The sequence below is a fragment of the Rhodoglobus sp. genome (assembly GCF_053580035.1).
Genome location: NZ_JBMDVL010000001.1, coordinates 1,246,523 through 1,270,190 on the forward strand (window position 1 = coordinate 1,246,523; position 23,668 = coordinate 1,270,190).

Sequence of the window (23,668 nt, forward strand, 5' to 3'; positions counted from 1 at the left end):
AGATTGTTAGTGAGGGGTGTTACTTGCTAGTTAATCGTGAGACCAGCGGTTGTGGAGTAGAGGCCGTCAAGTGACGACTTCGTGTCCGCTCCCGTGAGCGCGATCGCGTTGAGAGCATTCAGCAGCTCGGTTCCCACTGCGCCATCCCAATTTGAGACGAGCGGAAGAACCTTGGCCGTCTTGAGCTGGTCGGTGTAGACCTGCACGTTGGGGTCGCTGTTCAGGTCCCCATCTTCAAGCGCGGATGACACGGTCGGCAGTTCACCAGTCATGCTGTACCACTCCAGCTGCTGCTCTGGCTGCGAAACGTACTCGAGAAGATCGAGCGAGGTTTCCTTCTGATCGGTGTTGAACCACACACCGAGGTTCGAGCCGGCGAACAGCGAGATGGAGCCACCGTCGCCTGCAGGCAGCGGGCTTGCTTGCCACTTGCCGTCGAGCTCTGGAGCCGAATCCGCGATTCCTCTGCCGAGGTAGGGTCCACTCACGAGCATCGGTGCAACACCGGAGATAAAGCCCTGAGTCTGATCGAAGTCGCCATTCACTGGCACACTTCCGTCTGCGTAGAGCCCGGTGTAGACGTCGACAGCTTTCTGGAACTCAGGAGTATCGAAGTTGACGTTTCCGTCAGCGTCGATGACCTCGCCGCCCATGCTCCAGGTCATCTCGATCGGCAGCGGTGCATCCCACTGAGGAATGTAGTAGCCGTACTGGTCGTCGCCGCGTGCCGCGAGAGTCTTAGCGTCAGCGCGTAGTTCGTCCCACGTGGCCGGGGGTGCGTCAATGCCAGCTTCCGAGAGGATGTCGGTACGAGTGAAGAGCACTCGGGTATCGCTGGTCCAAGGGACGCTCACGATCTCTCCGCCGACCGAAGTCGCTGTGCCAGACACTCCTGCGGGGAAGTTCGCGGGGTCAATGCCGGGGTGGTTAGCGATTTCGTCGTCGAGGGGCAGGAGGGCTCCGGCATCCGCGAAGGTTCGCAGCTTCGAAAGTCCAATCTGGAGGATGTCAGGCCCGGACCCGGACGCGACAGCCGTGGTGAGTTTTTCGTCGATCGAATCCCACGGTATCGCTACGACCTCTACCTCGATGCCGCTGTCAGCGACAAGCATCTCGAAGTTTGCACCCGAATCGCCCATTACCCAGACGGTGAGTGGACCTTCAGCGTCGCCGCTTCCGGCTGCGGATGTTGTCGAGCACGCGCTCATGCCTATTGTGAGCCCCACTGCCGCAACGGCGGCGACAACGGAGGTTGCTGTTCTCTTCATTGAGATTCCTTCTTCTCGTATTTTGGTGTGCTGTGCAGTGGTGCATGGGCGAGTCATCCAGACTCGCACCATCCGCGTCAGGCTGTTGTGTACGCCACGACTTCCTGATGCTCTGTGATGAGGCGCCGATACCAGTGCGCGCTCAATTTCGGGATCCGCTCCTGGGTGCGGTAGTCGACCCATACAAGGCCGAAACGTTTGCTATAGCCTTCCGCCCACTCGAAATTGTCGAGGAACGACCACGCGTAGTAGCCGCGAAGATCAACACCAGCTGCGATCGCCTCGGCGGCCGCGCCGAGGTAACCGCGCAGGTAGGCAATTCGCTCGGTATCAACGACGTCGCCGTTGGGGTCCACATAGTCTTCGTAACTCGCTCCGTTCTCGGTGACGAAGAGCGGAACGCTAGTGAACTCGCGCGAGACCCTGGTCAAGACTGCGGTGAGCGATTCGGGGATGACCGACCATCCGAACGATGTCGTTGCCGGTTCGGCTGGCATTTCGGCGACGCCGAATGGTGCCGTTTCGTCATGAGACGCGATCACTCGCTGGTAGTGATTGATGCCAGCGAAGTCGGTGGGTGTGGAGATGATCTCAAGATCGCCCTCCTGCACTACATCGCTCAGCCCCCGGCTGCCCAGGGTGTCCCACACGGCATCCGAGTAAGCACCAAGGTAGACGGGGTCAAGGAAGACGCGGTTGCTCGAGGCGTCAAGGCGTACGACTGCTGCCGCGTCATCCGGCGAATCGCTCGCGGGAATGATGTCGGTCACGATATTGGTGATGCCGACGGATGCGCTGGGCATCGCCACTCTGATCCCAGCGACTGCGAGCCCATGGGCGAGGTTGAGGTGGTGCGCGGCGTGAATCGCAGCCCGATAGTCGGTGCGGCCGGGAGCGTGCGCGCCATTTCCGTAGCCGAGGAAGGCACTGCACCATGGCTCATTGAGCGTCAACCAGTCAGTAGCAAGGTCGCCAAGCGCTTCGACAGTTCTTGTAGCAAACTCTGCGAAGCGGTACGCGGTGCTACGTACAGGCCAGCCGCCCTCATCCTCGAGAGGCTGAGGCAGGTCCCAGTGGTAAAGAGTAACTAGCGCTCGGATGCCGCGTTCCGCAAGCCCGTTCAGAACGTCGCGGTAGAACGCGACGGCGATTTCATTCAACTCACCGCATCCGCTTGGCTGGAGGCGTGACCACGAAACGGAGAGCCGATAGTCGGTAACGCCGAGACTCTTCAATAGGTCGAGGTCTGCTTGCCAACGGTGGTAGTGGTCACACGCAATGTCACCCGTATCCCCATGCAAACTGAGGCCTGGCGTGTGCGAGAAGGTGTCCCAGATGCTCGGTCCACGACCGCCTTCGAATGCAGCGCCCTCGATTTGGTATGCCGCTGTCGCGAGCCCCCATCGGAAGTCTGTTGGGAAGGTGCCGAGGGTCTCGAGGGAAGGCTCAGCCGTGAGCCGTGCGGAGGGAGAGGTCTCGGTCATCGGTGATCGCATTCGGGTTGACGGTTCAGTGACTCTGGCTTATTTCAATACTTACTATAACCAGTGTCAAAACTATGTCAAGAGCAATTTCGGATGAAGTGCGACGAATTGATTACCTCCAGAGCAACTAACCTTCCCCGCGCGCACGCCTGCATGACGCAAGCATGCACTGCAGCTATCGCGTCGCCACCCGAAAAGTTGTTGCACGCCCGTGGCCCGACGTTGAGCCCAGTCATCAATTACCGCTGGCGTTGGGAACGTGACTGATTCGTCCACGGCTCAGGAGTCACTTGGCCCTGAGTTAATTTCTGGATGCTGTCGTCACCACGAGCCGAAGCTTGACTCAGAGCATCCGCAATTTGGCTACCCGCCGCATGGCCAAGAAAGACCACTTCACGGTCACTAGAAATGGTGGATGCCGCCCCAACCACGCTCCCCTGAAGCAGTCTGCCTGCAGCGCTCAGGCCGGACATGAGCGAGTGAGAGATAACCGAGTGGTGGGCACCCCCTGATGGCCCCAGCAACGAACGTCACGGAAATTCAGGAAATCCTCAAAGATCCGTGCGGCGATGCCCTAGTAGTCAGGGTTGGCATTGCTGCAAGACGAGGTTTTCCTGAGTTTCCGAAGGGTGCAGGCAGCGAACGGCTGAACACGAGGCACTGCTCAAGCTGAGGAAATTGGCAGAACGGCAACAGCACGCACGCGGGGTGCGGACGTCAACGACTATGCGCAGGTGCGTGAGTAAGCTCAAATCCACCGGCAGCACGCACGCTGCCGCACACCGCGAGCAGCAGGAGGAGTCAGCGCCATGAGCGTCATCCTCGAAATGCTCGGAATGCTTATTGGCGCCACTGTCTTTGGGCAGCCGGTCAACGACAGAGGGCGCGACCGTCGCCTCTTGGCCGAAAATAAAGTGCGCTGCGCGATAAGGGCGGCGGATGCTCGCGTTCTCAACATCGGCACCGAGTGGAGCATCGGTGTGTGCGAAATCACCAACCGTCACCTGAAGTTCGTCCCCAGCATCGGAATCGTGGGAGATCGGGACATTCCCGTGTACGAACTTCAGCCCTCTCCAGACGGGCCAAGCTTCGGAGTTACTGTGCCGTGGGGCACGTCCGCACACTTTGTCATTTCTACGCAAGGTGGAGACTTGGCGTGGGCTTTTCCGGAATACATTACCGACGACATACTCAACCTTCTCCTGCCTGACGCTGAAATAACCGGGCAACACAGCGACTAGTGGTCGGCACCATGGCTGATGCCGTATGCGAAAATTCGAAGGTGACTGACAACGAGGCAGAGCCGACCGTCGACTCGCTTGCCGACGACGAAACGCGCATCCCGTGGCTCACGATCGCGATAGTCACTCAAGCGATTGCTGTCGCGTGGAGCCTCGTGCCCGGTGCGGCGTCAGGAGCTTCCCTCGTCGCTGCGAGCATCTTCAATCTCGGCCTTCTGTTACTGCTCAAGCGAGGACAAACCTGGGCGAGCAAAGCGTTTCTCACACTCAGCATCTGGGGACTCGTCGTCCGGGGGCTCGGAGTTTTTGTGATGCGCTATCTGCCGAACGATGACTTTCAGATCGACTGGGCAAATATCTGTCTTACCGTGATTGCCGTTTATGCGGTGCTCAAAGTTCCGCCGCGCCCCCACGCTGCACCCGAGTAGCCGCACGCCGCACGCCGCACGCCGCGCGAAAACTACGGCGTCGCCACCTCGAAGGTGTTGCACGCCTGGGGGCCACCATTGAGTCCGGTCGTAAACCACTGCTGACGTTTGTCGCTTGACCCATGCGTCCACGTCTCTGGAGTTACCTGGCCCTGAGTTGACTCTTGGATGCGGTCGTCGCCAACAGCCGAAGCTGCACTCAGAGCATCTGCAATTTGGGCGTCCGTCACAGGGTCAAGAAAGACCACCCCGTCGTCGTTAGTGATCGTGGATGCCGCACCCACCCAGGCGCCCGCGAAACAGTCCGCCTGCAGCTCAAGCCGCACCGAATCCGAGGACGGGCCCGTGTTCTGACGGTCGAGGCCATCCATGATTCCGGTGGAGTTCTGAATGTGGTGCCCCCACTCATGCGCAATGACATACATCTCGGCGAGTGGCCCACCCGTGGAACCAAAGCGGCTGCGCAGGTCATCGTAGAAAGCAGTATCAACGTAGATGGTCTCATCTGGTGGGCAATAGAACGGACCACTCGCGCTCGTTGCACCGCCGCATCCGGTGTTCACTTGACCGGTGAAGAGCACGACGTTAGTGGTGCGGTACCCGTCGATCTGCCCCTCCCAGTAGGTATCGAGCGAATCTGCCGCTCCGGCGATGCGGCAATCGATGCTGCTGTTCGCCGCTTCAGCCGTTGTGCATTCGGAAAGTGGCTGTCCTGGTTGCTCTTGTCCACCGGTCGTTCCGCCGCTCACAAGCCCTGTTAGATCAACGCCGAGTAACTGAGACGCAATAATCAGGCCAATAACAAGCAAACTGCCGCCGCCACCTACGGCAATTCCGGTGTTGCGCCCGCGTCGCGAAACCTTGTTTGGGTTGATGCGGGCGTCGTCGTTGAACGTCATAGAGAGAATTTACTACCAGCCGCGACGTCGTATCCTGAGTTTTTGCAGGTAACGTCAGAGAATGCCCCTCAGCCGCTCCGGACTCCTGTGGGGGCTAGTGGGAGTGATCGCGTTCTCGTTCACTCTCCCCTTCACCCGCGTGGCCGTTGGCGGCCTATCCCCCCTACTTATCGGGTCTGGCCGAGCGGTGATCGCTGCCCTCCTAGCCATTGCCGCGCTCGCCATCACCCATCAGCGGCTGCCAACAGGGCGGCAGTGGGTCCGCTTGCTTGCCGTCGCCGGCGGCATTGTTGTCGGCTTCCCTTTGCTCACGTCGTATGCCTTGGTCACGGCACCTGCGAGCCACGGGGCGGTCGTCATTGCGCTGTTGCCCGCCGCTACAGCGGTGCTGGCGGTTATTCGTGTGGGAGAGCGACCGCCACTGTCCTTCTGGATGCTTGCCGCAATCGGCGCCGTGGCCGCTCTTGGATTCGCCTCGATTCAGGGTGGCGTGTTCGGTCAACTCGGGCTTTCTGATCTACTCCTCTTCGGCGCGGTCGTTGCAGCAGCAATTGGGTACGCCGAAGGCGGCCTCCTCGCGCGTGAACTCGGTGCCTGGCAGACGGTGTCTTGGGCGCTTGTCGTCGCGGCGCCATTTATGATTCCCCTCGCGGTATTCTCAGCAATCCAAGAGCCGCCGACTGCCGAGCCAATCGAGTGGGCCGCGTTTGGATATCTGGCCGTAGTGAGCATGTTTCTCGGCTTCTTCGCTTGGTACCACGGGCTCGCCATTGGGCCAATGGCGCAAGTCAGCCAAGTGCAACTCGTACAACCGGTGTTGAGCATCACCTGGGCAGCCCTGATCCTGGGGGAAGAACTCACCATTCCAACAGTCATCGGAGGAGCTATCGTAATTCTCTGCGCCGGAGTCGCGGTTCGCATCCGTCTTGATCGGAGTGCCCTGCTAACCTCTGCTCGTGACTCACGGCGCTGACGACGATCCACGAGCAAAGCACTTTGCTGCCCTGCTTGCTGCCGCGCAGGCCGGAGCCGGATGGGGCTCCACGACCCTCTGGATCGAGTATTCGCCAGCCGTGACAGCCTTCCTCACCGCGCGCGGCTCGCGCGAACCAGAAGACCTCACTAGCGAGGTGTTTCTTGACGTATTCGAGCGGTTGCCGCAGTTCATTGGCAACGAATCGCAATTCCGTTCTTTCGTATTTTCGGTTGCGTATCGACGTCTCGTCGATGAATTTCGAAAACGTGCGCGGCGAGGAGAGAGTGTGGAGTGGAACGCGGACCACGACTCGAATAGCGCACCCAGTGCGGAGGAAGAAGTGCTTAGCCGCTTGCAAGACGAGACGACACTCTCACTGCTCAACTCGCTCCCCACGGATCAGCGCGATGTGATGGTGTTGCGCATAGTCGCGGACCTGACAGTGGCCCAGATTGCCACTGTGATCGGCAAACGCCCCGGGGCTGTCAAAGCACTGCAACGACGCGCTCTTGAACGATTGAGAAAGAAAGTTTCCCCTACCCGTATCCCTGCGAGGCTCTCGAGCGATGGCGTGAAGTGAGATGAGAAACAAACGAATTTCCGACAGGGTCGCGCAGGCGGTTCTGTCTGGACGCGCGCCGGAATCGCGGTCCGATCTGACATCGCTCGCAAACTCGATCGCCGAGTTTCGCGAAGCGGCCTACGAATCGACTGCCCGGCCGTCTGAAGAGTTGATGGTGCGGCTAGGCCTCACCAAAGCTCCGTCTGGATCATCTCACCATGATTCGCTACTGATAATCGGGGCGAGTAAGAGGGGGAGAACAATGTTTTCATGGATTGCAGGCTTGGGGATAGCCTCGAAAATCGCGCTCGGCGCGACAGTGGCAGTTGCCGCAACGGCGGGGGCCGGAGCGGGAGGAATTCTGCCAAGCGGAGCGCAAGACGCGTTTGACTCAGTGATATCCACAGTTGTCAGTGAAACCAACGACGGTGACGAATCGACCGAAGATTCCACCACGACACCAGAGTCTGAACCGGCGGAAGAAACCGAAGTGACTGAAGAAGTCGAGGGGCCTGAAGAAGCCGAAGCGACTGAGCACCCCGATAACTTCGGTGGATGGGTCTCCGAGCGCGCTCAGGATCTAGACAAGGTCGGCCGCACTTTCGGCGCTGAGACGTCCGAGGCAGCACACGAAAAGAGTAAGAAGTCCGAATCCGATTCACCCAGCGGCGATCACAACGAGTCAGAAGAGGCTGACAGTGACAGCGGCGAGGGTGGAAGCCACGGCAAGTCGGAAAACAAGCAGGGCGGCAAGTCGAAACCGTAGCCGCGCTTGCAGGGATCGAGTGGATGCCGTCGCGTACAGACTCCAGCCAGAAGTAGTCGACGACTTTTAGTTCAGAGCCGGGCTCTATGGCATCCGCTCCTCCGCTAACCTTGAGGTATGACCTTCATCTCCGTAATCACCGTTCTCGGCAAGGCAGTGCTCGTCGCGATGGGTGCGATCGTTGCACTCACGGGCATCATTCTGCTCGTGAACCTAGCCGCTCCGAGCCTGCTCGCCGGCTTCACGCACTAGACACTTCACGTCTTCGGGCGCGCTAGCTGAGCGACTCCCACATCTCAGCGATTCTTCGGTCAACTCCGCCTCAGGAGTTCTAGGCTTACAGCCAACCCAAGGAGAACGTCATGCGAGAATCCAGAGACGTAGTCAGGCAGATAACGGTTGCCGCGAGCGCGACCTTTGCCCTCATCGGAGCATTCGTAGGTTCGGGTGCTGCAGGTGGAACCCCGATTCAGGATGCTGCGGGCGGTGCGCTCAGCGCGGACGCCACAGTCATCGCTCCCGCCGGCTCAGCATTCGGCATCTGGAGCATCATCTATTTAGGACTCGTCGCCTACGCCGTCTGGCAAATGCTGCCCAAACAGACGACCGCAGAATTGCATCGCCGCGTTGGTTACTGGGTCGCCGCATCCCTCGTGCTCAATGCCGCCTGGATTCTCTCTATCCAGTACGGACTACTCGCCCTCAGCGTTCCCGTGATCATCCTGCTGTTGATTGTTCTCATTCAGGCGTACTTGATCACCGTCAAACTGCCAGCTGCCGGCGCTATCGATGCGATCATCACTGACGGCACGATTGGCCTCTACCTCGGCTGGGTGTGTGTCGCGACTGCAGCCAACATCACCGCGTGGCTGGTCGCTATCGGGTTCACTGGCTTCGGCATCCCCGAAGATGTGTGGGGCGTTGCGATCGTTTTCGTCGCCGGTGCCGTGGGCATCGCGCTTGCCGCGCGTGGTCGGGCACACTTTTCGCCAGCCCTCTCGCTGAGCTGGGGCCTTGCCTGGGTGGCCGTTGGCCGCCTCACGGGAGACCTCATCTCGGGCCCCACCGCCACCGCCGCGATCGTGGCTGTTGTTGCAGTGCTCGCGAGTGCCGCCGTTTTCACCATCGCCCGACTGCGCACTGAACAGACCGCATAGTGAACGACAGTCGCGCCTCACGCAAACGCTGGTTAGGGCTCCTCTTCATCAGCATCGCGGTCGCGCTGATTATCGTCGACTCCACGATCGTCAACGTCGCCATCCCTTCCGTTGTTGAAGATCTCGACCTGAACTCAACACAGGTGCAGTGGGTTCAGGAAAGCTACACTCTCGTCTTCGCTGCGCTGCTCCTCGTATTTGGTACCCTTGCGGACCGCTACGGCCGCCGCCGCGTTTTGCTTATCGGTGTCGCGATCTTCGCGCTCTCCTCCATCCTCGCCGCTACTGCTGCGACTGGCGAGCTACTCATCGCATCGCGCCTGGTGCAAGGCGTCGGTGGAGCAATGATCCTGCCAGCCTCCCTCTCCACTATCAATGCAACCTTCCGCGGGCGTGAACGCGCCATCGCCTTTGCCGTCTGGGGTTCCACGATTGGGGGAATGGCGGCAGTTGGCCCCCTGCTCGGCGGCTGGCTCACCACCTACTATTCTTGGCGCTGGGCTTTTGGAATCAACGTTCCTCTCGGCGTGATCATCGTCATCGGCGTCCTCATTTTCACTATCGAATCTAAGGAGGCATCAGCACAGCGGCGAGTGGATGTTGTCGGCGCCGCGCTCTCCGTCGTGCTGTTCGCGTCGCTCGTTTTCGCTCTCATCGAAGGCCGTAGCTACGGCTGGTTCTTCAGCGACACACCACCCGATTTTTGGACGCTAGATATCTCGCCCATCCCGTTTGCGTTCGCCCTTGCCGTGATTTCGGGCATCATTTTCGTACGCTGGGGTTTTGCGCGCGAACGGGCAGGCAAGTCCACGATGCTGGCCTTCGGTCTGCTGCGAATTGCTTCCTTCCGCAATGGAAACATTGCCGCGATGATCGTCTCGCTTGGCGAGTTCGGCATCATCCTGTCACTGCCGCTGTGGCTGCAGAATGTGCTCGGATATGACGCACTGCAGACCGGTTTCGTGATCCTCGCACTTGCTATCGGTTCGTTCGTCGCGAGTGGATTCGCGGGAGCCTTCGGCAACAAAGTCACCCCCGTCACTATTGTGCGTTTCGGTATCGGCGCCGAAATCGTTGGCGTACTCATCGTCGCGTTCGGTCTCAGTCCGGATGCCGCCTGGTGGCAGATCGCCCCCGGCCTCTTCGTTTATGGTTTCGGTGTCGGCCTCGCCACCGCCCAACTCACCAGCGTTGTGCTCAAGGATGTTCCCCTCAGCCAGTCCGGCCAAGGATCAGGAACCCAGAGCACTGCACGCCAAATCGGTTCAGCCCTCGGTATTGCCATCCTCGGCACGGTTCTCTTCGCGAGCCTCGGCTCCGGCCTCGATGCCAAGCTCGCCGACCGCGCCGAGATCCCCACCGAAACCCGAACCCAAATCGTGAACCTCGTTGTCGACTCCGCCGGCACCGGCATTAGTGCCCTCGATGCTCAGTCTCCGGATGTCGCAGCCGACGCCCGCCAAGCCTTCACCGACTCGACACGGTATGCCGCCTTCGCGGCTGCCGGTTTTCTGGCGATCGGATTCCTCGCCAGCCTCCGTCTCGACGGCTCACGCCGCGGCGATGACGACACCGAGGGCTCGGGTTCTCGCCCCGGCGAAAGCCAATCCGCAGAGTCATCCGACAGTCCAGTGCACGAATAGCGCGACGCAAAGCGGCAATGCCGCAACGCCGCAAAAAGCCTGCCGCCCCACACAGCGTGGGGCGGCAGGCTTTTTTGAGCAGCGCTGCTAGCGGCGCTTCTTCTGCTTCAGATCCTTCTCATGTACGGGCTCTTCGCCAGAAGCGCGACGCTCGGCGTAGTAGTCGCGAGCCTCATTCTGACGAACAGCCTCAGCACCTGACGCGATCGGCGCACGCACCAACTCGTCGGTCAGGCCGAACGCGGCCACGAGATCCAGTGCCTGCGGGCGCAAACGCGGCAGCAGGCGATCATCGATGTAGTCGGTGATGGCCTGAGCGCGGTTCGTGGAAATGCGACCGTGCATGAGGTACCAGGCGAGGTTCTTCTCGATGAGTGAGAAGCCGAAGAGGTCACGCAGCCAGGTCATGACCTGAGCAGTGTCTTTGTCTTCGATCTTCTCGAGGGCTCGAGTGAACGCCTCCCACTGGAGCAGTTCAGCATGGGCGTAGGCCGTCAGGATGAGCTGATTCTGGTGACTGTTGAAGAGAGCGGCGGCCTCAGCCTGCGGAAGTTTGGTTGCCGCGCGCAGCTTGCCCGCGACATCCGCCACCATCGTTTCAACACGGTCGGTGAGCAGCTGACGCTGCGAATCGGTATCGCGCACGTAACCGATCGAGCGAGCGGTTGAGCCAAAGTCCACGACGTTCTGCGCGAAGCGGCGAAGACCCGAGCGATTGACGGCAGCCTCGTTGACCTGATCCACCACGAAATGGGCCATGGCACCAGCATCCGCGCCAGCAAACTTGCGGGAGTAGTCGGTGAGCAGTCGTTTGGCGACCAACTGAAGCAGCACGTTGTTGTCGCCCTCGAAGGTGGCGTACACATCCATGTCAGCGCGCATCTGGGTGAGCCGGTTCTCGGCCATGAAGCCAGACCCGCCACAGGCCTCGCGAGCCTCTTGCAGCGTGTCGAGCGCAGCCCACGTGCTGAGGGGCTTGAGCGCTGCGGCGATAGTTTCGAGATCTTGGCGGTCAGACTCGCTATCGGTGCGGCCCGAGAACACTCCATCGAACTTCTCGAGGAACTCCTCATGCGCAAACGACATTGCATAGGTCTGAGCCAACCGCGGCAAAAGGCGCCGTTGGTGACGCTGGTAGTCCAGAATCACTTCTTCGTTCGTGTTGCTGGATGCCGTGAACTGTCGACGCTCCGAGCCGTACTTGATCGCGATCGTGAGGGCCAGTTTGCTCGCAAGCACTGCGGCACCATCGAGCGAAACGCGGCCCTGAACGAGCGTTCCGAGCATCGTGAAGAAGCGACGGCCTGGGCTGTCAATGTCGGAGGTGTAGTCGCCGTTCTCGTCAACGTTGCCGTAGCGGTTGAGCAGGTTGATGCGGGGAACACGAACGTGGTCGAACGCGAGTCGGCCGTTGTCGATACCGTTCAGACCACCCTTGAGGCCATCATCTTCACCCGAAATACCGGGGAGGAAACCGTTGTCGTCGCGCAGCGGAACGTAGAACGCGTGCACGCCGTGGTTGACATCCTTGGTGATGAGCTGAGCGAAGACCGTAGCCGCTTTGCCGTGAAGCGCAGCGTTGCCCAGGTAGTCCTTCCACGCCGCGCGGAACGGGGTGTTGATGACGAACTCATCGGTGTCGGGGTCGTAGGTCGCAGTGGTGGCGATGCTCGCGACATCCGATCCGTGACCGATCTCGGTCATCGCAAAGGCACCGGGCGTCGTCAAGTTCATGATGTCTGGGAGCCACTTGTCGTGGTGTTCCTTGGTGCCGAGGTGGAGAACTGCGGCCCCGAAAAGGCCCCACTGAACGCCAGACTTGATCTGCAGCGAAGGGTCAGCAAGCACTACCTCTTCGAAGGCGGCAATGTTTCCACCGTGGTCGTCGTTGCCACCGAGCTCTGCCGGAAAAGCGCGCTGGATGGCGCCGTTGTCGACGAGGATCGACATTTGGCTCAGCACACGCTCGCGGTGGTCGGCCATCGAGAGTCCGTTGACCTGATGCAACTCAGGGTTAGTCATGAGCGCGCGCGACTCTTTGCGCGCCTTCGCCCACTTTCCGAGCAAATATTCGCCCAACCATTCAACGTTGATGGCGGGAACCTCGGAGGAGGTTTCGGAAGATGTGGTGGCATCGTCGGGCGCAGCGATGGGGTGGCTCGGCGCCGTATCGGCGGCCGTGTTGTGAACCTGGGTCATGGCTATCTCGATTCCTAAAGTTCGGTAATTACACGCTACGACCGGTGTGCGTTGGCGCAAAGTGGGTCGTGCATCGTCAACGAAGCGGATGCCGCACCCGCCGCATCCCTTTGTAAGAAACCGCAAAACAGCTGCGGTTGCGTTGTGGGAATCATTGTTCAGGTGACGTTGTTGGCCTCCGTGAAAGGATGTAACTATGTCGACTATCACTCTCACCTCAGAAGACTTTGGCCAGACGGTCACCAAAGAAGGAATCACGCTCGTAGATTTTTGGGCCGAATGGTGCGGCCCCTGTAAGCAATTCGGGCCCATCTTTGAGACCGCAAGCGAAACCCACCCCGACATCACGTTCGGAAAAGTAGATACCGAAGCCCAGCAGGAACTTGCTGGCGCGGCAGGAATCACCTCGATCCCTACCCTCATGGCATTTCGTGACGGCGTGCTTGTGTTCTCCCAGCCCGGCGCACTTCCTGCCCCCGCCCTCGAGCAGGTCATCGAGGGTGTCAAGAACCTCGACATGGTTGAGGTTCACAAGCAGGTTGCTGAGCAGCAGGCTGCAGCAGAAGCTGGCGAAGCGCCAGCAACCCCTGCTAGCTAGTTAGCTGACAGACAAGCAACTCCCGCAGACCACAAAGGGCCCGCCGACGAATTCGTCGGCGGGCCCTTTTCTGTGCGCTCTCTGCTTGCTCGCGCGGCGAGGAATTACTTCAGCGCGGCAGCGATTGCCTCCACAAAGCTGTCAATACCCCACGGCAGCGAGAGTGCCGTGGGCGGCGAGACCGAGGCGACGAGCGATGCGCCGTTGACGGCGACGAGTCCACCATTGGCAACGGCGGGGATGCTCTGCGCGTAGGGCTGGGCGGCGAAAGCGTCGCCCACTTCTTGAGTCTCGGCGTAGGCGATGAGCAGATCGCTGTCCAACTCATCGAGCTTCTCGTAGCTGAGCGTGTAGAAGAACGTGGAGTCACCGTTGGAGAGAGCGTCGACGGCGGGGGCATTCTTTAGGCCGAGGTCGAGGAGGAACTCGACCCGCGGGTCGGCGGGCTTGTAGACGTAGAAGGTTCCGCCTACGTCGAAGGTTGCCGCAACGGTCTTGCCTTCGAACTCAGGATGCTCGGCTGCCTTCTCGGCGACGAGAGCGTCGATGTTGGTGAGAACCTCATCCGCTGCAGCTGTCTTTCCCAGAGCGGTTCCCGTGGTGCTGATCACGTCACGCCACGGGGTCGACCACGGCAGTTCGGGGTAAGCGACAACCGGCGCGATCTCGCTGAGCAGGTCGTACTGTTCCTCGGTGATTCCCGAGTACGTTGCGAGGATCAGATCGGGGGCAGCTTCGGCAATCTGTTCGTAGGCGGGAGCATCCGTGGTGGCGGGGAAGATCAGTGGGGTCTCTGCTCCCAGCTCGGTGAGAGCATCCGCCGCCCACGGCAGAACGCCGTTCTCGTCGCCACCGTAGTTCTGCGCCTCCATACCGACGGGTACGACACCAAGCGCGAGCACAGCGTCACCACTTCCCCAACCCAGAGTGAGAACACGCTGCGGTTCGCTCTCGATGACGGTTTCGCCGAAAGCGTGTTCGATCGTGACGGGGAAAGTATCGGATGCTGCGGGGGCACCGGAGTCGCCTTCGGGGGTTGAGGCGGCGCAACCACTCAGCGCGATGAGGGCAGCGGTGGCCGCAGCGAAGGCGGCGAGGCGTGGACGGCGTGACATTGATCTCCTAGGCAAGACGTGGGTTGAAAACACTCGTGCAGCCGTTTCCGGCGCTTAGTAAGGATAGGCTTGCCTTATCCAATTGCGCAAGACGGGACCGTCGCAATGAGCGAAGCAACGGCGAACCGATGCGCTGCAATGCGATCCGGCTAGGCCCGACCGACAGGAATCACCATCGGCGAGTGCGACACCGGGTCGGCAATGATTTGCGCCTCGAGCCCAAATGCTTGGCGCATCCGCTCGGCGGTCACGACTTCGTCGGGCGACCCCTCGGCGAGAATTTGCCCCTCGCCCATCAGCACCATGTGATCGGCATAGCGCGCGGCCAGATTCAGTTCGTGCAGGACCATCACGATCGTCGTTCCGCGTTCACGGTTGAGGCCTGCAAGCACATCAAGCGCATCAAGCTGGTGGCGCACATCCAGGAAAGTGGTGGGTTCGTCGAGCAACAGAATGTCGGGATCTTGGCTCAACGCCATCGCAATCCAGACGCGCTGGCGCTGTCCTCCCGAGAGTTCCTCGATGCGCCGCGACGCCAACTGGGCTGTGTCGGTTGCGGTCAACGCCTGCTCGACTGCCACTTCATCCGCAGCCGACCATTGCTGAAACCAGCCCTGATGCGGGTAACGCCCGCGCGCCACTAGGTCACGAACGGTGATGCCTTCCGGTGCGATCGGCGACTGCGGCAGAATTCCTACAACACGAGCGACCTCCTTCGACGGCACCGAGTGGATGTCTCGCCCGTCGAGCAATACGCGCCCCGATGCCGGTCGCAGCAGTCGTGACAGTCCGCGCAGCAGTGTCGACTTGCCACACGCATTGGCACCGACAATCACGGTCACCATCCCGTCTGGAATCGCCAAGCTCACGTTCGACACAATGTCGCGCCCGCCATAGTTCAGAGTCACATTGTCGGCGCGAAGTTCGTGTGCAGGCCGCTTCGAATCAGAATCGCCGGGTTGGAGGTGAGCGTGGTCAGGGGCGTCTGCGTTGGTCACGATGTACGTCCTTCACGGTTGGTAGTGGAGATAAGCCACAGCAGGTAAGGGGCACCGATGAGACCGGTGACGATACCGGCCGGCACTTGGGTTCCGGTAGCAAAGGCATGTTGCGCGACAAAGTCAGCACCGAGGACAAGTACCACGGCCACGAGGGCACTCGGCACGAGGGCGAGAGTGCCGCCGCCGATCATCCGTCGGGCGATGGGGGCCGAGACGAACGCGACAAACGCGAGCGGCCCTACTAGAGCGGTGGCGATCGCGACGAGGGCAACGGCAACGATGATGAGCGCGAGCCGCGATCGCTGCACTGAGACACCAAGGCTTGCAGCAAGATCATCGCCGAGCTGTAACATCCGGAGCTTCGATGCAAGCCCAGCGACGGCGGGCAACAGCACAACGAGACTGACGGCCATGATGACGATGTCGCCCCAGCTTGCACCGCCGAGCCCACCCACCATCCACACGAGAGCTTGCTGCGCGTCGCGCACGTCGCCGCGGGTGATGAGGTATCCGAGCACCGCCTGGGCCATGAAGGCAATGCCAACGCCGATGAGAACGAAGCGCATGCCGTTCATACCGGAGCGCCACGACAAGAGGTAGATGGCGAATGCCACGACGAGGGCCCCAACCAGGGCCGACATCGAGACTGCTAGGCCGGTTGCCCCGAATACGAGCAGGCTCAACACGGCGGCGACGCTCGCCCCGCCGCTGATACCGATGATGTCAGGGCTGGCGAGGGCGTTGCGGAGCAGGCTCTGAAAGAGTGCACCGGCAAGCCCGAAGGCGACACCCACGAGAATGGCCAGTACCACTCGCGGCAGACGCAGCTTGACGACGATGAAGCGATCGGACGTCGTGCCGCCACCGAAGAGAGTGGCCAGGAGGTCTGGCAGCGAGAGCGTATATGCCCCAACCGCAATACTCACAAGGGTAAGCGCGACGGCGACGAGGGCTAGGCCGATGACGATGCGCAGGGTGCGCGGCGGCATTAGCTCTAGGGCAATCGGGGAGCGGACTTTCAGCACGCCGCTCATAGCCCAGCCAACTTCACGCGGCGCACAAGCGCGATCATTACGGGAGCCCCGATCACGGCAACTACCAAGCCGGCTTCAAGCTCAGCGGGAGCAACGATGAGGCGACCCACGATGTCTGCGATAAGCAACAGTGCAGGCCCGAGAACGGCGGAGACCGCAATGATCCACCGGTAGTCGGGGCCCGTGAATGGGCGCACGACATGAGGCACAACGAGCCCGACGAAAACGATAGGCCCGGCAAGAGCGGTTGCAGATCCGCAAAGCAAGACGACCGCTCCTGCCGCGATGGCGCGCGACAGATAGATGCGCTGACCGAGGCCGCGGGCCAGGTCATCTCCGAGGGCAACGAGGTTGAGCATCCGCCCCGAAATTGCGGCGAGAATGAGCCCTCCGATGACAAAGCCAATCGTGAGGCGCACGGCTTCGAGGTCGCGGCTGGCAAGCGACCCGACCGACCAGAACCGAAAGGTGTTGAGAGTGTCGGTATCGGAAATGAGGATGAGCGAGATCACGGAGGTTATGCCAGCGGTGACGGCGGTTCCCGCGAGCACAAGCTTTACCGGGGTTGCGCCCTCTCGGCCCAAGGAGCCAATCGCGTAAACAGTGCTCGCGGCAATTGCTGCGCCGGCGAACGCAAACCAGATATACCCGGTGGGGTTTCTGATTGACAGCACGCTGATCGCAAAAACGACGGCGAGTGAGGCGCCCGCGTTGACGCCGAGGAGGCCTGGGTCGGCGAGCGGGTTGCGGGTCACCCCCTGCATGACCGCTCCGGCGACTCCGAGCGAGAGCCCGGCGAGCAGGCCGACGATGGTCCGCGGCAATCGCAATTCACGAATCACGAGCTGGTCGTTGTTGCCAACCTCAGGATCGAAGAGCGCTTGCCAAATTTGGGAGAACTCGACACCGCGAGCGCCAAGCGCGAGACTCAGCACGAGCACAATTGCGAGTAGCCCCACGGCTGCGCCGAGGGTGATCCAACGCTGGGGGCGGAGGCTCAGCGTCGTGCGCGGAGCCGAAACGGTCTGTGTCATGTCGGGTGCGGGTGTAGTGGTGTGGGTTACTGCGCTTCGGACTTGCCAAGACGCCAGTACCCCATGAACGCGACCTGCTTGCGGTCAACACCGGTCTCGCTCACAAGAAAACGGCGCAGCAGTTTGATGACGCACGCTTCGGCGGCAAGCCAAGCATAGAAGTGCTTTCCGGATGCTTCGCCCGGCGAATCCCAGAGCAGTTCCGTATCGACGTCGATATCACCGAGTGGTTGCGAGGCTGGCGTGAGTGCGGGCAACACGAGTGAGGCGTTGGCTTGCGTCCACGCCCGGACGGCGGGGTCGAGCGCTGAGCCTGCGGCCTGCTCTCCCCGCGGAAGCCAGGTGACGTGGCAATTGCTCGGCAGATTCAGTGGTGGCCGGTCTGCGGCATCCGGAATCTCGATGAAGGCGTGGGCCTCAACGCTGGGGTCGAGGCGCTCGAGGATGCTGCAGATGGCAGGCGCGGACGTTTCGTCTCCGGCGAGGAGCACGGTGCGGGCGGGGCCGGGATGCCAGTCGATGCCGATCCTTGATTGGATGCTCGCCGCGTCGGGCCCGACGATGATGACTTCGTCGCCCACCGCTGCGTTCGCTAGCCACTGCCCAGCGGGGCCGTTGGCACCGTGGAAGACCATGTCGACATCGATCTCACGGAGCGCGGGTCGCACAGCACGAATCGTGTAGGTGCGGAACGGGTTGCGGGCCTCATCAGGAAGCGCACGCCAACGGGCGTACCACGTGCCCTCGGCGATGGTCTGCGCATCGTTGGCACCGATGTCGCTCAGGCCGATGCCCGGAAGCGGGAAGACGATCTTGATTCGCTGGTCGAAACCGTCAGTTCCGAAGGTCTCAAACTCAGTGCCAGTGAAGGTGACGCGCCTAAAGCGAGGCGAAAGTTCACGGATGCTTTCCACTCGTGCAGCGAAGGGTCGATAGCCCGGGCGGGCGTCCTTCGCAATGTCACGTTCTAAGGTAAGCATTGCCTAAGTATGGCACACCTAACCTCGGACGAAAAGGTTAGTGCTCGGGCGGTCCGTCATAGGGTGCATCGTCGTCCGAGTAGAACGGAATGTCGTTTTCGTCGCCGGGAACTGACACTGCCGGAGCTACCGATGGACGAGCAGCAGAGCGTGAAGCAGCAGGTCGTGACGGCGCAGGCCGAGAAGCAGCATGACGCGATTGACGAGCGGTCGCCGTAGCAGGCGCTGCCGCAAATGCTGGAGCCGCGTCATCCGTCGCAGTGCCACTAGGCGTCTCAACCGGCTCCCCCGAAACAACCGCGAGTACGGCAGCTCCATAGGTCTCGAGCTTTTTCTCGCCGACTCCGCTGATCTCCGAAAGCTCGGCCAACGACTCGGGTCTGGTCACGGCAATGCCGCGCAGCGTGGCATCCGCGAACACGACGTAGGCGGGCACGCCGTTATCGCGCGCAACCCCCGAACGCCACGTGCGCAGATTCTCGAACAGGTCGGTGGCAGAGTCGGGCAAATCGGTCATAACCTTGCGCTTCGCCGCACCGCCCGCTGCACCGGAACCGCGAGCCTTGCGAGGCGCTTCCTTGCGCAGTTTCACGGTGCGCCCGCCGCTCAGCACCGACGCGCTTTCGGGGGTGATCGCGAGCGTGCCGTACTCCCCCTGCACCGCTAACAACGATTGCGCGAGCAGCTGCCGCACTACCGAACGCCAGTCTTGCTCCGAGACATCCGAACCAATACCGAAGGTGGCCAGATCGTCGTGACGTTGCTGCGTAACCCGCGGCGTGGTCTTGCCGATGAGGATGTCGACCAGGTGCCCAGCCCCAAACTTTTGGTTGCGCTCGCGCTCCAGTCGCACGATGGTGGACATTAGCTTCTGGGCCGCGACCGTGCCATCCCACGACTCGGGCGGAGACAGGCACGTGTCGCAGTTGCCGCACGCCGTCGATTCTTGACCGAAGTAGCCGAGCAACTGCACGCGGCGGCACTCCACGGTTTCGCAGAGCGCGAGCATCGCATCGAGGTGCGCGCTCAAGTTGCGACGGTGGGCCAGGTCGCCACCCGACTGATCGATCATGCGGCGCTGCTGCATGACATCCTGCAAGCCGTAAGCGAGCCATGCCGTCGCAGGCAGTCCATCACGACCGGCACGACCTGTTTCTTGGTAGTAGCCCTCAACGCTCTTGGGCAGGTCGAGGTGCGCGACAAAACGCACGTCGGGCTTGTCGATGCCCATGCCGAACGCGATCGTGGCCACCATCACCATGCCCTCTTCGCGCAAGAAACGACTCTGGTTGCTTGCCCGAATCTTGGAGTCGAGACCCGCGTGATACGGCAGCGCCGGGATGCCGTTCTCGACCAGGAACTGCGCCGTCTTCTCGACCGAGGCCCGCGATAGGCAATACACAATTCCAGCGTCGCCCGAGTGCTCGGTGTTCAACAGGGTCAGCAACTGCTGCAACGGCTGCGCCTTCGCCTCAATGCGGTACTGGATGTTGGGCCGGTCAAAACTAGAAACGTACTGCGTTGCGTCAGTGAGCTTGAGTCGCTGGGCGATCTCTTTGCGAGTGGCTTCGGTCGCGGTCGCGGTCAGGGCAATTCGCGGAACATCAGGCCATAGGTCATGCAGCACGTCGAGCTGCAGGTAGTCGGGGCGAAAGTCGTGGCCCCACTGCGACACACAGTGCGCCTCGTCGATGGCGAAGAGCCCGATCTGACCCTGCTTGAGGAGTGACACAGTGGACGAGACGCGGAGGCGTTCGGGCGCGAGGTAGAGCAGATCCAACTCACCAGCCCGGTACGCGTTTTCGACGCGCGTGCGCTCGTCGGCGGACTGGGTGGAGTTGAGAAACTCCGCACGCGCGCCGACGGCTGCGAGAGCATCCACTTGGTCTTGCATCAATGCAATCAGGGGCGAAATGACAACGCCGGTGCCTTCGCGAACAAGCGCAGGAATTTGGTAGCACAGCGACTTGCCGCCACCGGTGGGCATGAGCACGAGGGCATCACGACCCTGCACGATGGTGTCGATGATTTCGCCTTGCTGCCCCCGGAACGAGTCGTAACCGAACGTGGACTCAAGAACAGACTGGGCAGACACCATGCCGAGAAGTCTAGGCGCAGCCACTACCATTGGCATGATTCGTCCCCATAGCGACAGGCACCATGTTCACCGTATTTCTCGGGCTTTCTAGCGCGCTCACGTTCGGTGCCGCTGACTTCTTCGGCGGTATGGCAGCCAAGCGAATTAGCCCGATTCTGGCTACTGCAGTGGGAGCCGTTGCGGGCCTTGCCGTGTTGCTCCTCATCTTCCCGTTCGTCTCGAACGTGTGGTCGACAGAGGCCGTGATCTACGGCGCCATCGCCGGCGTCAATAGCGCGGTGGCGATCGGTCTGCTCTATGCCTGCCTCGCGATCGGGCCCATGAGCATCCTGTCTCCTGTGACCGCGGTCATGTCGGCAATCGTGCCAGTGACCGTCGGTCTGCTGCGCGGAGAATCGCTCGGGGCGTTTGGTTTCGTCGCGATTCCTGTCGCGCTCATCGCCGTCGTGCTTGTGGGATTCGTTCCCGAAAAAGATGCCGTGCGACCGAGCACCAAAGCACTGCTCATGGCGGTTGGTGCGGGCACCGCCATTGGGATGTTTTTTGTGATTCTGGATGCCGCCCCCGACAACTCTGGCATCATCCCGGTTCTCGGCAACCGCGTCGTCAACGCGCTCGTCATGTTCACGCTGTTCTTTGTGATGGCGGCGTTGGCTAAGCGCCGCCGAGCCGGAGCGCCAGCTCCGGGCCGCTCGTCACTCTGGCGCCGCGGCATCTATTTCGCGATGGTCGGCGGCACTCTCGACGTAATCGCCAACATGGCGATCATCACGGGAGTTCGCATCGGCGACCTTTCGGTCATTGCCGTACTGACTGCGCTCTACCCGGCAGGCACTGTGCTGCTTGCGGCGATCGTGTTGCGCGAGCGAATCGCGCCCCTGCAATATGTCGGTATTGCGTTGGGTATCACCGCGAGCGTATTGCTTGTGGTGGGCGGCTAGAGCACTATCCCTTCGTCGAACCAGCGAGCAGTCCGCGCACGAAGTAGCGCTGCAGCGCAAAGAACACGATGAGCGGCACGAGGATCGAGATGAAGGCGCCTGCGGTAAGCAGGTTCCAGTCTTGACCGCGGCTACCGGTGATCTCTGCCAAGAGTTTCGTCATCGGCGCGACTCTTCCATCGGCAAACACGAGCGCCACGAGGAGGTCGTTCCAGACCCACAGGAACTGGAAGATCGCAAAGGAGGCGATCGCCGGCATGGTGAGCGGGAGAACGATGCGGAAGAAGACTTGACCGTGGCCCGCGCCATCCACTCTGGCTGCTTCAATCAGCTCGGAAGGAATCTCGGAGACGAAGTTGTGCAGTAGGAAGATCGCCAACGGCAGCGCAAAGATCGTGTGCGCAATCCACACCTGCGAATACGAGTTAGAGGCGTTGAGGCTCGAGAACAGCTCGATGTCGCCGATCGATAGCCCACGAGAGAAGAGACTCAGCAGCGGAACTAGCGCCATCTGCAGGGGAACGATCTGTAGTGCGAAGACTCCGATGAACATCCAGTTGCGACCAGGAAATTTTATCCAAGCGAATGCGTAGGCTGCCAGGCTCGCAATGACGAGCGGGAAAATCGTGGCTGGCAACGTGATGGCGATCGAGTTGATAAACGCGCCAGCAAGGTTCAGCGTGCTGTTTCCGGCCGCCAACACCTCGGTGTAGTTGTTGAGTGTGAAGCCAGGGTTTTGGAAGATCGTCCACCAGCCGTTACGCAGAATTTCCTCCGGCGGGCGCAGCGAGGAGACGAAGAGTCCGAACGTGGGAGTTGTCCACAGCACCGCGATCACGAGAGCCGCGATCGTGGCACCTCGGCTCGTGAGGCGCTTCTTGGTGCGCTTGGCTGCTCCCATTTTTTCGCCACGAGCCAGTTGCTTCTCGGTCTTCTTGCCGAGTGGAAGCTTCGCGGGCACTGTCGCGGTCATCGGATCTCCCTCTGCTTGGCAATCTGTCTCGCGTTATACACGACAATCGGCAGCACCATCACGAACAGCACGACCGCGAAGGCGGCAGACCTGCCCACCTCGAAGCCTTGCCACTGCGAGTACATTTCGTTGGCGATAACGCTGGTCTCGTTCGCTCCGGCAGTCATGGTGCGCACAATGTCGAAGACTTTCAGTGAGGCAATCGAGATCGTGGTGAGCACAACAACAAGGGAGCTGCGGATGCCCGGCACTGTCACATTGATGAAACTCTGCCACGCGTTCGTTCCGTCAAGCTCCGCGGCCTCCAGTTGCTCGGCGGGAACACCCTTGATCGCGGCCGACAGGATCACCATGGCGAAACCGGTCTGAATCCAAATCAGCACGACGATGAGAAAGAAAGTGTTCCATGGGGAATTCGAGATCCAGTCGACCGGTTGCCCGCCCATCCAGACCACAATCTGGTTGAGTAGCCCGATTTGCTCTTGGTCGGCCGGGCGCACCGCGTACACGAAGCGCCAGATGATGCTCGCGCCGACGAACGAGATGGCCATCGGCATGAAGACGAGCACTTTGAAGATCTTCTCGCCGCGCGACTTGTCGATGAAGACGGCATAGGCGAGACCGAAAATGGTCGAAACCGTGGGAACGATCAAGACCCACACGACCGTGTTAAGAACGGTGCGGATGCCGGTGTCTTGAGTGAAGATCCAGATGAAGTTTTCGAGGCCCACGAATCGCGTTCCGCGGCTATTCATGAAGGCCTGAATCGTGGTCTGGATGGTCGGGTAGATGAGGCCAATCGCGAGCAAGAAAAACGCCGGACTCATGAAGCCAATGAGCTGGAAGAGGTAGCCCGCGCCCTGCTTCGAGCGGTAATCGAGGATGAAGAAGAGCCCGCCGAAAACGGCTGCTGCTCCCGCCGCCCAGTACACAGACCCAAGGGCCAAGAAGATGAGTGTCGGGATCAGCACGCAGGCGGCGGCACGGATGATCGTGTACCTACGGCCACTGCGTGGGGCGATCTCAATGAAGAAAATCAGCAGGGCGATCACCGCGAAGAATGCCAAAAGCACAAGCGGTATTTGAGCGAGCGCGGGGAGCGTGGAAATCCACGCAAGAAAAGCTGACATTAGCGACCTTTCGAGTGCATCACTGGACTCTTCACTTCACAGGCAGTACTGCTGTTTCGACTCTACCGAGGAGTGGGCACGAGCGGGAGAAAAGAGAGCGTGGGCTGGAAGCTAAAATTTCCAGCCCACGCTCATCGTTAG

23 protein-coding genes are annotated in these 23,668 nt (G+C 60.9%); 10 read left to right on the plus strand and 13 right to left on the minus strand.

The window, feature by feature from the left end:
* Positions 1-26: 26 nt before the first annotated feature.
* The 3 genes from ACOH1Z_RS06175 to ACOH1Z_RS06185 form a co-directional block, all read right to left on the minus strand.
* Positions 27-1,268: an extracellular solute-binding protein gene (locus ACOH1Z_RS06175; protein ID WP_449647564.1), complete on the minus strand. Its 1,242-nt coding sequence runs from the start codon at positions 1,266-1,268 to the stop codon at positions 27-29.
* A 77-nt stretch (positions 1,269-1,345) separates the two neighbouring features.
* Positions 1,346-2,752 (minus strand): GH1 family beta-glucosidase, encoded by a 1,407-nt coding sequence (locus tag ACOH1Z_RS06180; protein WP_449647565.1) that lies wholly within the window; start codon positions 2,750-2,752, stop codon positions 1,346-1,348.
* 239 nt (positions 2,753-2,991) lie between these two features.
* Entirely contained in the window at positions 2,992-3,225 is a 234-nt protein-coding gene (locus ACOH1Z_RS06185) for a hypothetical protein (protein WP_449647566.1), read from the minus strand.
* A gap of 336 nt (positions 3,226-3,561) precedes the next feature.
* Between ACOH1Z_RS06185 and ACOH1Z_RS06190 the strand changes: the two genes are divergently transcribed.
* Positions 3,562-3,993 (plus strand): hypothetical protein, encoded by a 432-nt coding sequence (locus ACOH1Z_RS06190; RefSeq protein WP_449647567.1) that lies wholly within the window; start codon positions 3,562-3,564, stop codon positions 3,991-3,993.
* A 41-nt stretch (positions 3,994-4,034) separates the two neighbouring features.
* The gene (locus tag ACOH1Z_RS06195; RefSeq protein ID WP_449647568.1) at positions 4,035-4,421 is read left to right on the plus strand and encodes a hypothetical protein; all 387 of its coding nucleotides are present in this window, start codon (positions 4,035-4,037) and stop codon (positions 4,419-4,421) included.
* A 32-nt stretch (positions 4,422-4,453) separates the two neighbouring features.
* Here ACOH1Z_RS06195 and ypfJ read toward each other — a convergent pair whose 3' ends face one another.
* On the minus strand, positions 4,454-5,320 hold the full coding sequence (gene ypfJ, locus ACOH1Z_RS06200; RefSeq protein ID WP_449647569.1) for a KPN_02809 family neutral zinc metallopeptidase: 867 nt from the start codon (positions 5,318-5,320) through the stop codon (positions 4,454-4,456).
* Between the two features lie 61 nt (positions 5,321-5,381).
* Between ypfJ and ACOH1Z_RS06205 the strand changes: the two genes are divergently transcribed.
* The 6 genes from ACOH1Z_RS06205 to ACOH1Z_RS06230 all read left to right on the plus strand — a co-directional run bounded on the left by ACOH1Z_RS06205 (position 5,382) and on the right by ACOH1Z_RS06230 (position 10,424).
* Positions 5,382-6,293 carry a DMT family transporter gene (locus tag ACOH1Z_RS06205; protein WP_449647570.1) on the plus strand — a complete coding sequence of 304 codons (912 nt, stop codon included), beginning with the start codon at positions 5,382-5,384 and terminating at the stop codon, positions 6,291-6,293.
* The gene (locus tag ACOH1Z_RS06210) at positions 6,277-6,876 is read left to right on the plus strand and encodes an RNA polymerase sigma factor (protein WP_449647571.1); all 600 of its coding nucleotides are present in this window, start codon (positions 6,277-6,279) and stop codon (positions 6,874-6,876) included. Before ACOH1Z_RS06205 ends, ACOH1Z_RS06210 begins: the two co-directional genes overlap by 17 nt.
* A 244-nt stretch (positions 6,877-7,120) precedes the next feature.
* Positions 7,121-7,624: a hypothetical protein gene (locus ACOH1Z_RS06215; protein ID WP_449647572.1), complete on the plus strand. Its 504-nt coding sequence runs from the start codon at positions 7,121-7,123 to the stop codon at positions 7,622-7,624.
* A 117-nt stretch (positions 7,625-7,741) separates the two neighbouring features.
* The gene (locus ACOH1Z_RS06220; RefSeq protein ID WP_449647573.1) at positions 7,742-7,876 is read left to right on the plus strand and encodes a hypothetical protein; all 135 of its coding nucleotides are present in this window, start codon (positions 7,742-7,744) and stop codon (positions 7,874-7,876) included.
* A 110-nt stretch (positions 7,877-7,986) separates the two neighbouring features.
* The gene (locus ACOH1Z_RS06225) at positions 7,987-8,781 is read left to right on the plus strand and encodes a TspO-related membrane protein (protein WP_449647574.1); all 795 of its coding nucleotides are present in this window, start codon (positions 7,987-7,989) and stop codon (positions 8,779-8,781) included.
* The gene (locus ACOH1Z_RS06230; protein WP_449647575.1) at positions 8,781-10,424 is read left to right on the plus strand and encodes a DHA2 family efflux MFS transporter permease subunit; all 1,644 of its coding nucleotides are present in this window, start codon (positions 8,781-8,783) and stop codon (positions 10,422-10,424) included. The genes ACOH1Z_RS06225 and ACOH1Z_RS06230 overlap by 1 nt, the downstream gene beginning before the upstream one ends.
* Before the next feature lie 87 nt (positions 10,425-10,511).
* Here the strand turns inward: ACOH1Z_RS06230 and ACOH1Z_RS06235 are convergent, their stop codons facing one another.
* On the minus strand, positions 10,512-12,623 hold the full coding sequence (locus tag ACOH1Z_RS06235) for an acyl-CoA dehydrogenase family protein (protein ID WP_449647576.1): 2,112 nt from the start codon (positions 12,621-12,623) through the stop codon (positions 10,512-10,514).
* Between the two features lie 196 nt (positions 12,624-12,819).
* Here ACOH1Z_RS06235 and trxA point away from each other — a divergent pair, with 196 nt between their 5' ends.
* Complete coding sequence (gene trxA / locus ACOH1Z_RS06240; protein WP_449647577.1) at positions 12,820-13,221, plus strand: thioredoxin; 402 nt, start codon at positions 12,820-12,822, stop codon at positions 13,219-13,221.
* Between the two features lie 104 nt (positions 13,222-13,325).
* On the opposite strand, the gene ACOH1Z_RS06245 is transcribed toward trxA, so the two are convergent.
* The 6 genes from ACOH1Z_RS06245 to recQ form a co-directional block, all read right to left on the minus strand.
* Positions 13,326-14,336, minus strand: a complete 1,011-nt coding sequence (locus tag ACOH1Z_RS06245; protein WP_449647578.1) for an iron-siderophore ABC transporter substrate-binding protein — start codon at positions 14,334-14,336, stop codon at positions 13,326-13,328.
* A 149-nt stretch (positions 14,337-14,485) separates the two neighbouring features.
* Positions 14,486-15,244, minus strand: coding sequence for an ABC transporter ATP-binding protein (locus ACOH1Z_RS06250; protein ID WP_449648208.1), 759 nt, complete (start codon positions 15,242-15,244; stop codon positions 14,486-14,488).
* Between the two features lie 86 nt (positions 15,245-15,330).
* The gene (locus ACOH1Z_RS06255; protein ID WP_449647579.1) at positions 15,331-16,371 is read right to left on the minus strand and encodes a FecCD family ABC transporter permease; all 1,041 of its coding nucleotides are present in this window, start codon (positions 16,369-16,371) and stop codon (positions 15,331-15,333) included.
* Positions 16,368-17,405, minus strand: coding sequence for a FecCD family ABC transporter permease (locus ACOH1Z_RS06260; protein WP_449647580.1), 1,038 nt, complete (start codon positions 17,403-17,405; stop codon positions 16,368-16,370). The genes ACOH1Z_RS06255 and ACOH1Z_RS06260 overlap by 4 nt, the downstream gene beginning before the upstream one ends.
* Positions 17,406-17,431: 26 nt before the next feature.
* A complete protein-coding gene (locus tag ACOH1Z_RS06265) occupies positions 17,432-18,385 on the minus strand; it encodes a siderophore-interacting protein (RefSeq protein WP_449647581.1) in 954 nt (317 codons plus the stop codon).
* A gap of 37 nt (positions 18,386-18,422) precedes the next feature.
* Positions 18,423-20,483 carry a DNA helicase RecQ gene (recQ, locus tag ACOH1Z_RS06270; protein WP_449647582.1) on the minus strand — a complete coding sequence of 687 codons (2,061 nt, stop codon included), beginning with the start codon at positions 20,481-20,483 and terminating at the stop codon, positions 18,423-18,425.
* A gap of 62 nt (positions 20,484-20,545) precedes the next feature.
* Between recQ and ACOH1Z_RS06275 the strand changes: the two genes are divergently transcribed.
* The gene (locus ACOH1Z_RS06275) at positions 20,546-21,424 is read left to right on the plus strand and encodes an EamA family transporter (RefSeq protein WP_449647583.1); all 879 of its coding nucleotides are present in this window, start codon (positions 20,546-20,548) and stop codon (positions 21,422-21,424) included.
* Positions 21,425-21,428: 4 nt separating this feature from the next.
* On the opposite strand, the gene ACOH1Z_RS06280 is transcribed toward ACOH1Z_RS06275, so the two are convergent.
* Complete coding sequence (locus tag ACOH1Z_RS06280) at positions 21,429-22,397, minus strand: carbohydrate ABC transporter permease (protein WP_449647584.1); 969 nt, start codon at positions 22,395-22,397, stop codon at positions 21,429-21,431.
* Positions 22,394-23,527, minus strand: a complete 1,134-nt coding sequence (locus ACOH1Z_RS06285; protein WP_449647585.1) for a carbohydrate ABC transporter permease — start codon at positions 23,525-23,527, stop codon at positions 22,394-22,396. Before ACOH1Z_RS06285 ends, ACOH1Z_RS06280 begins: the two co-directional genes overlap by 4 nt.
* Positions 23,528-23,668: the final 141 nt, after the last annotated feature.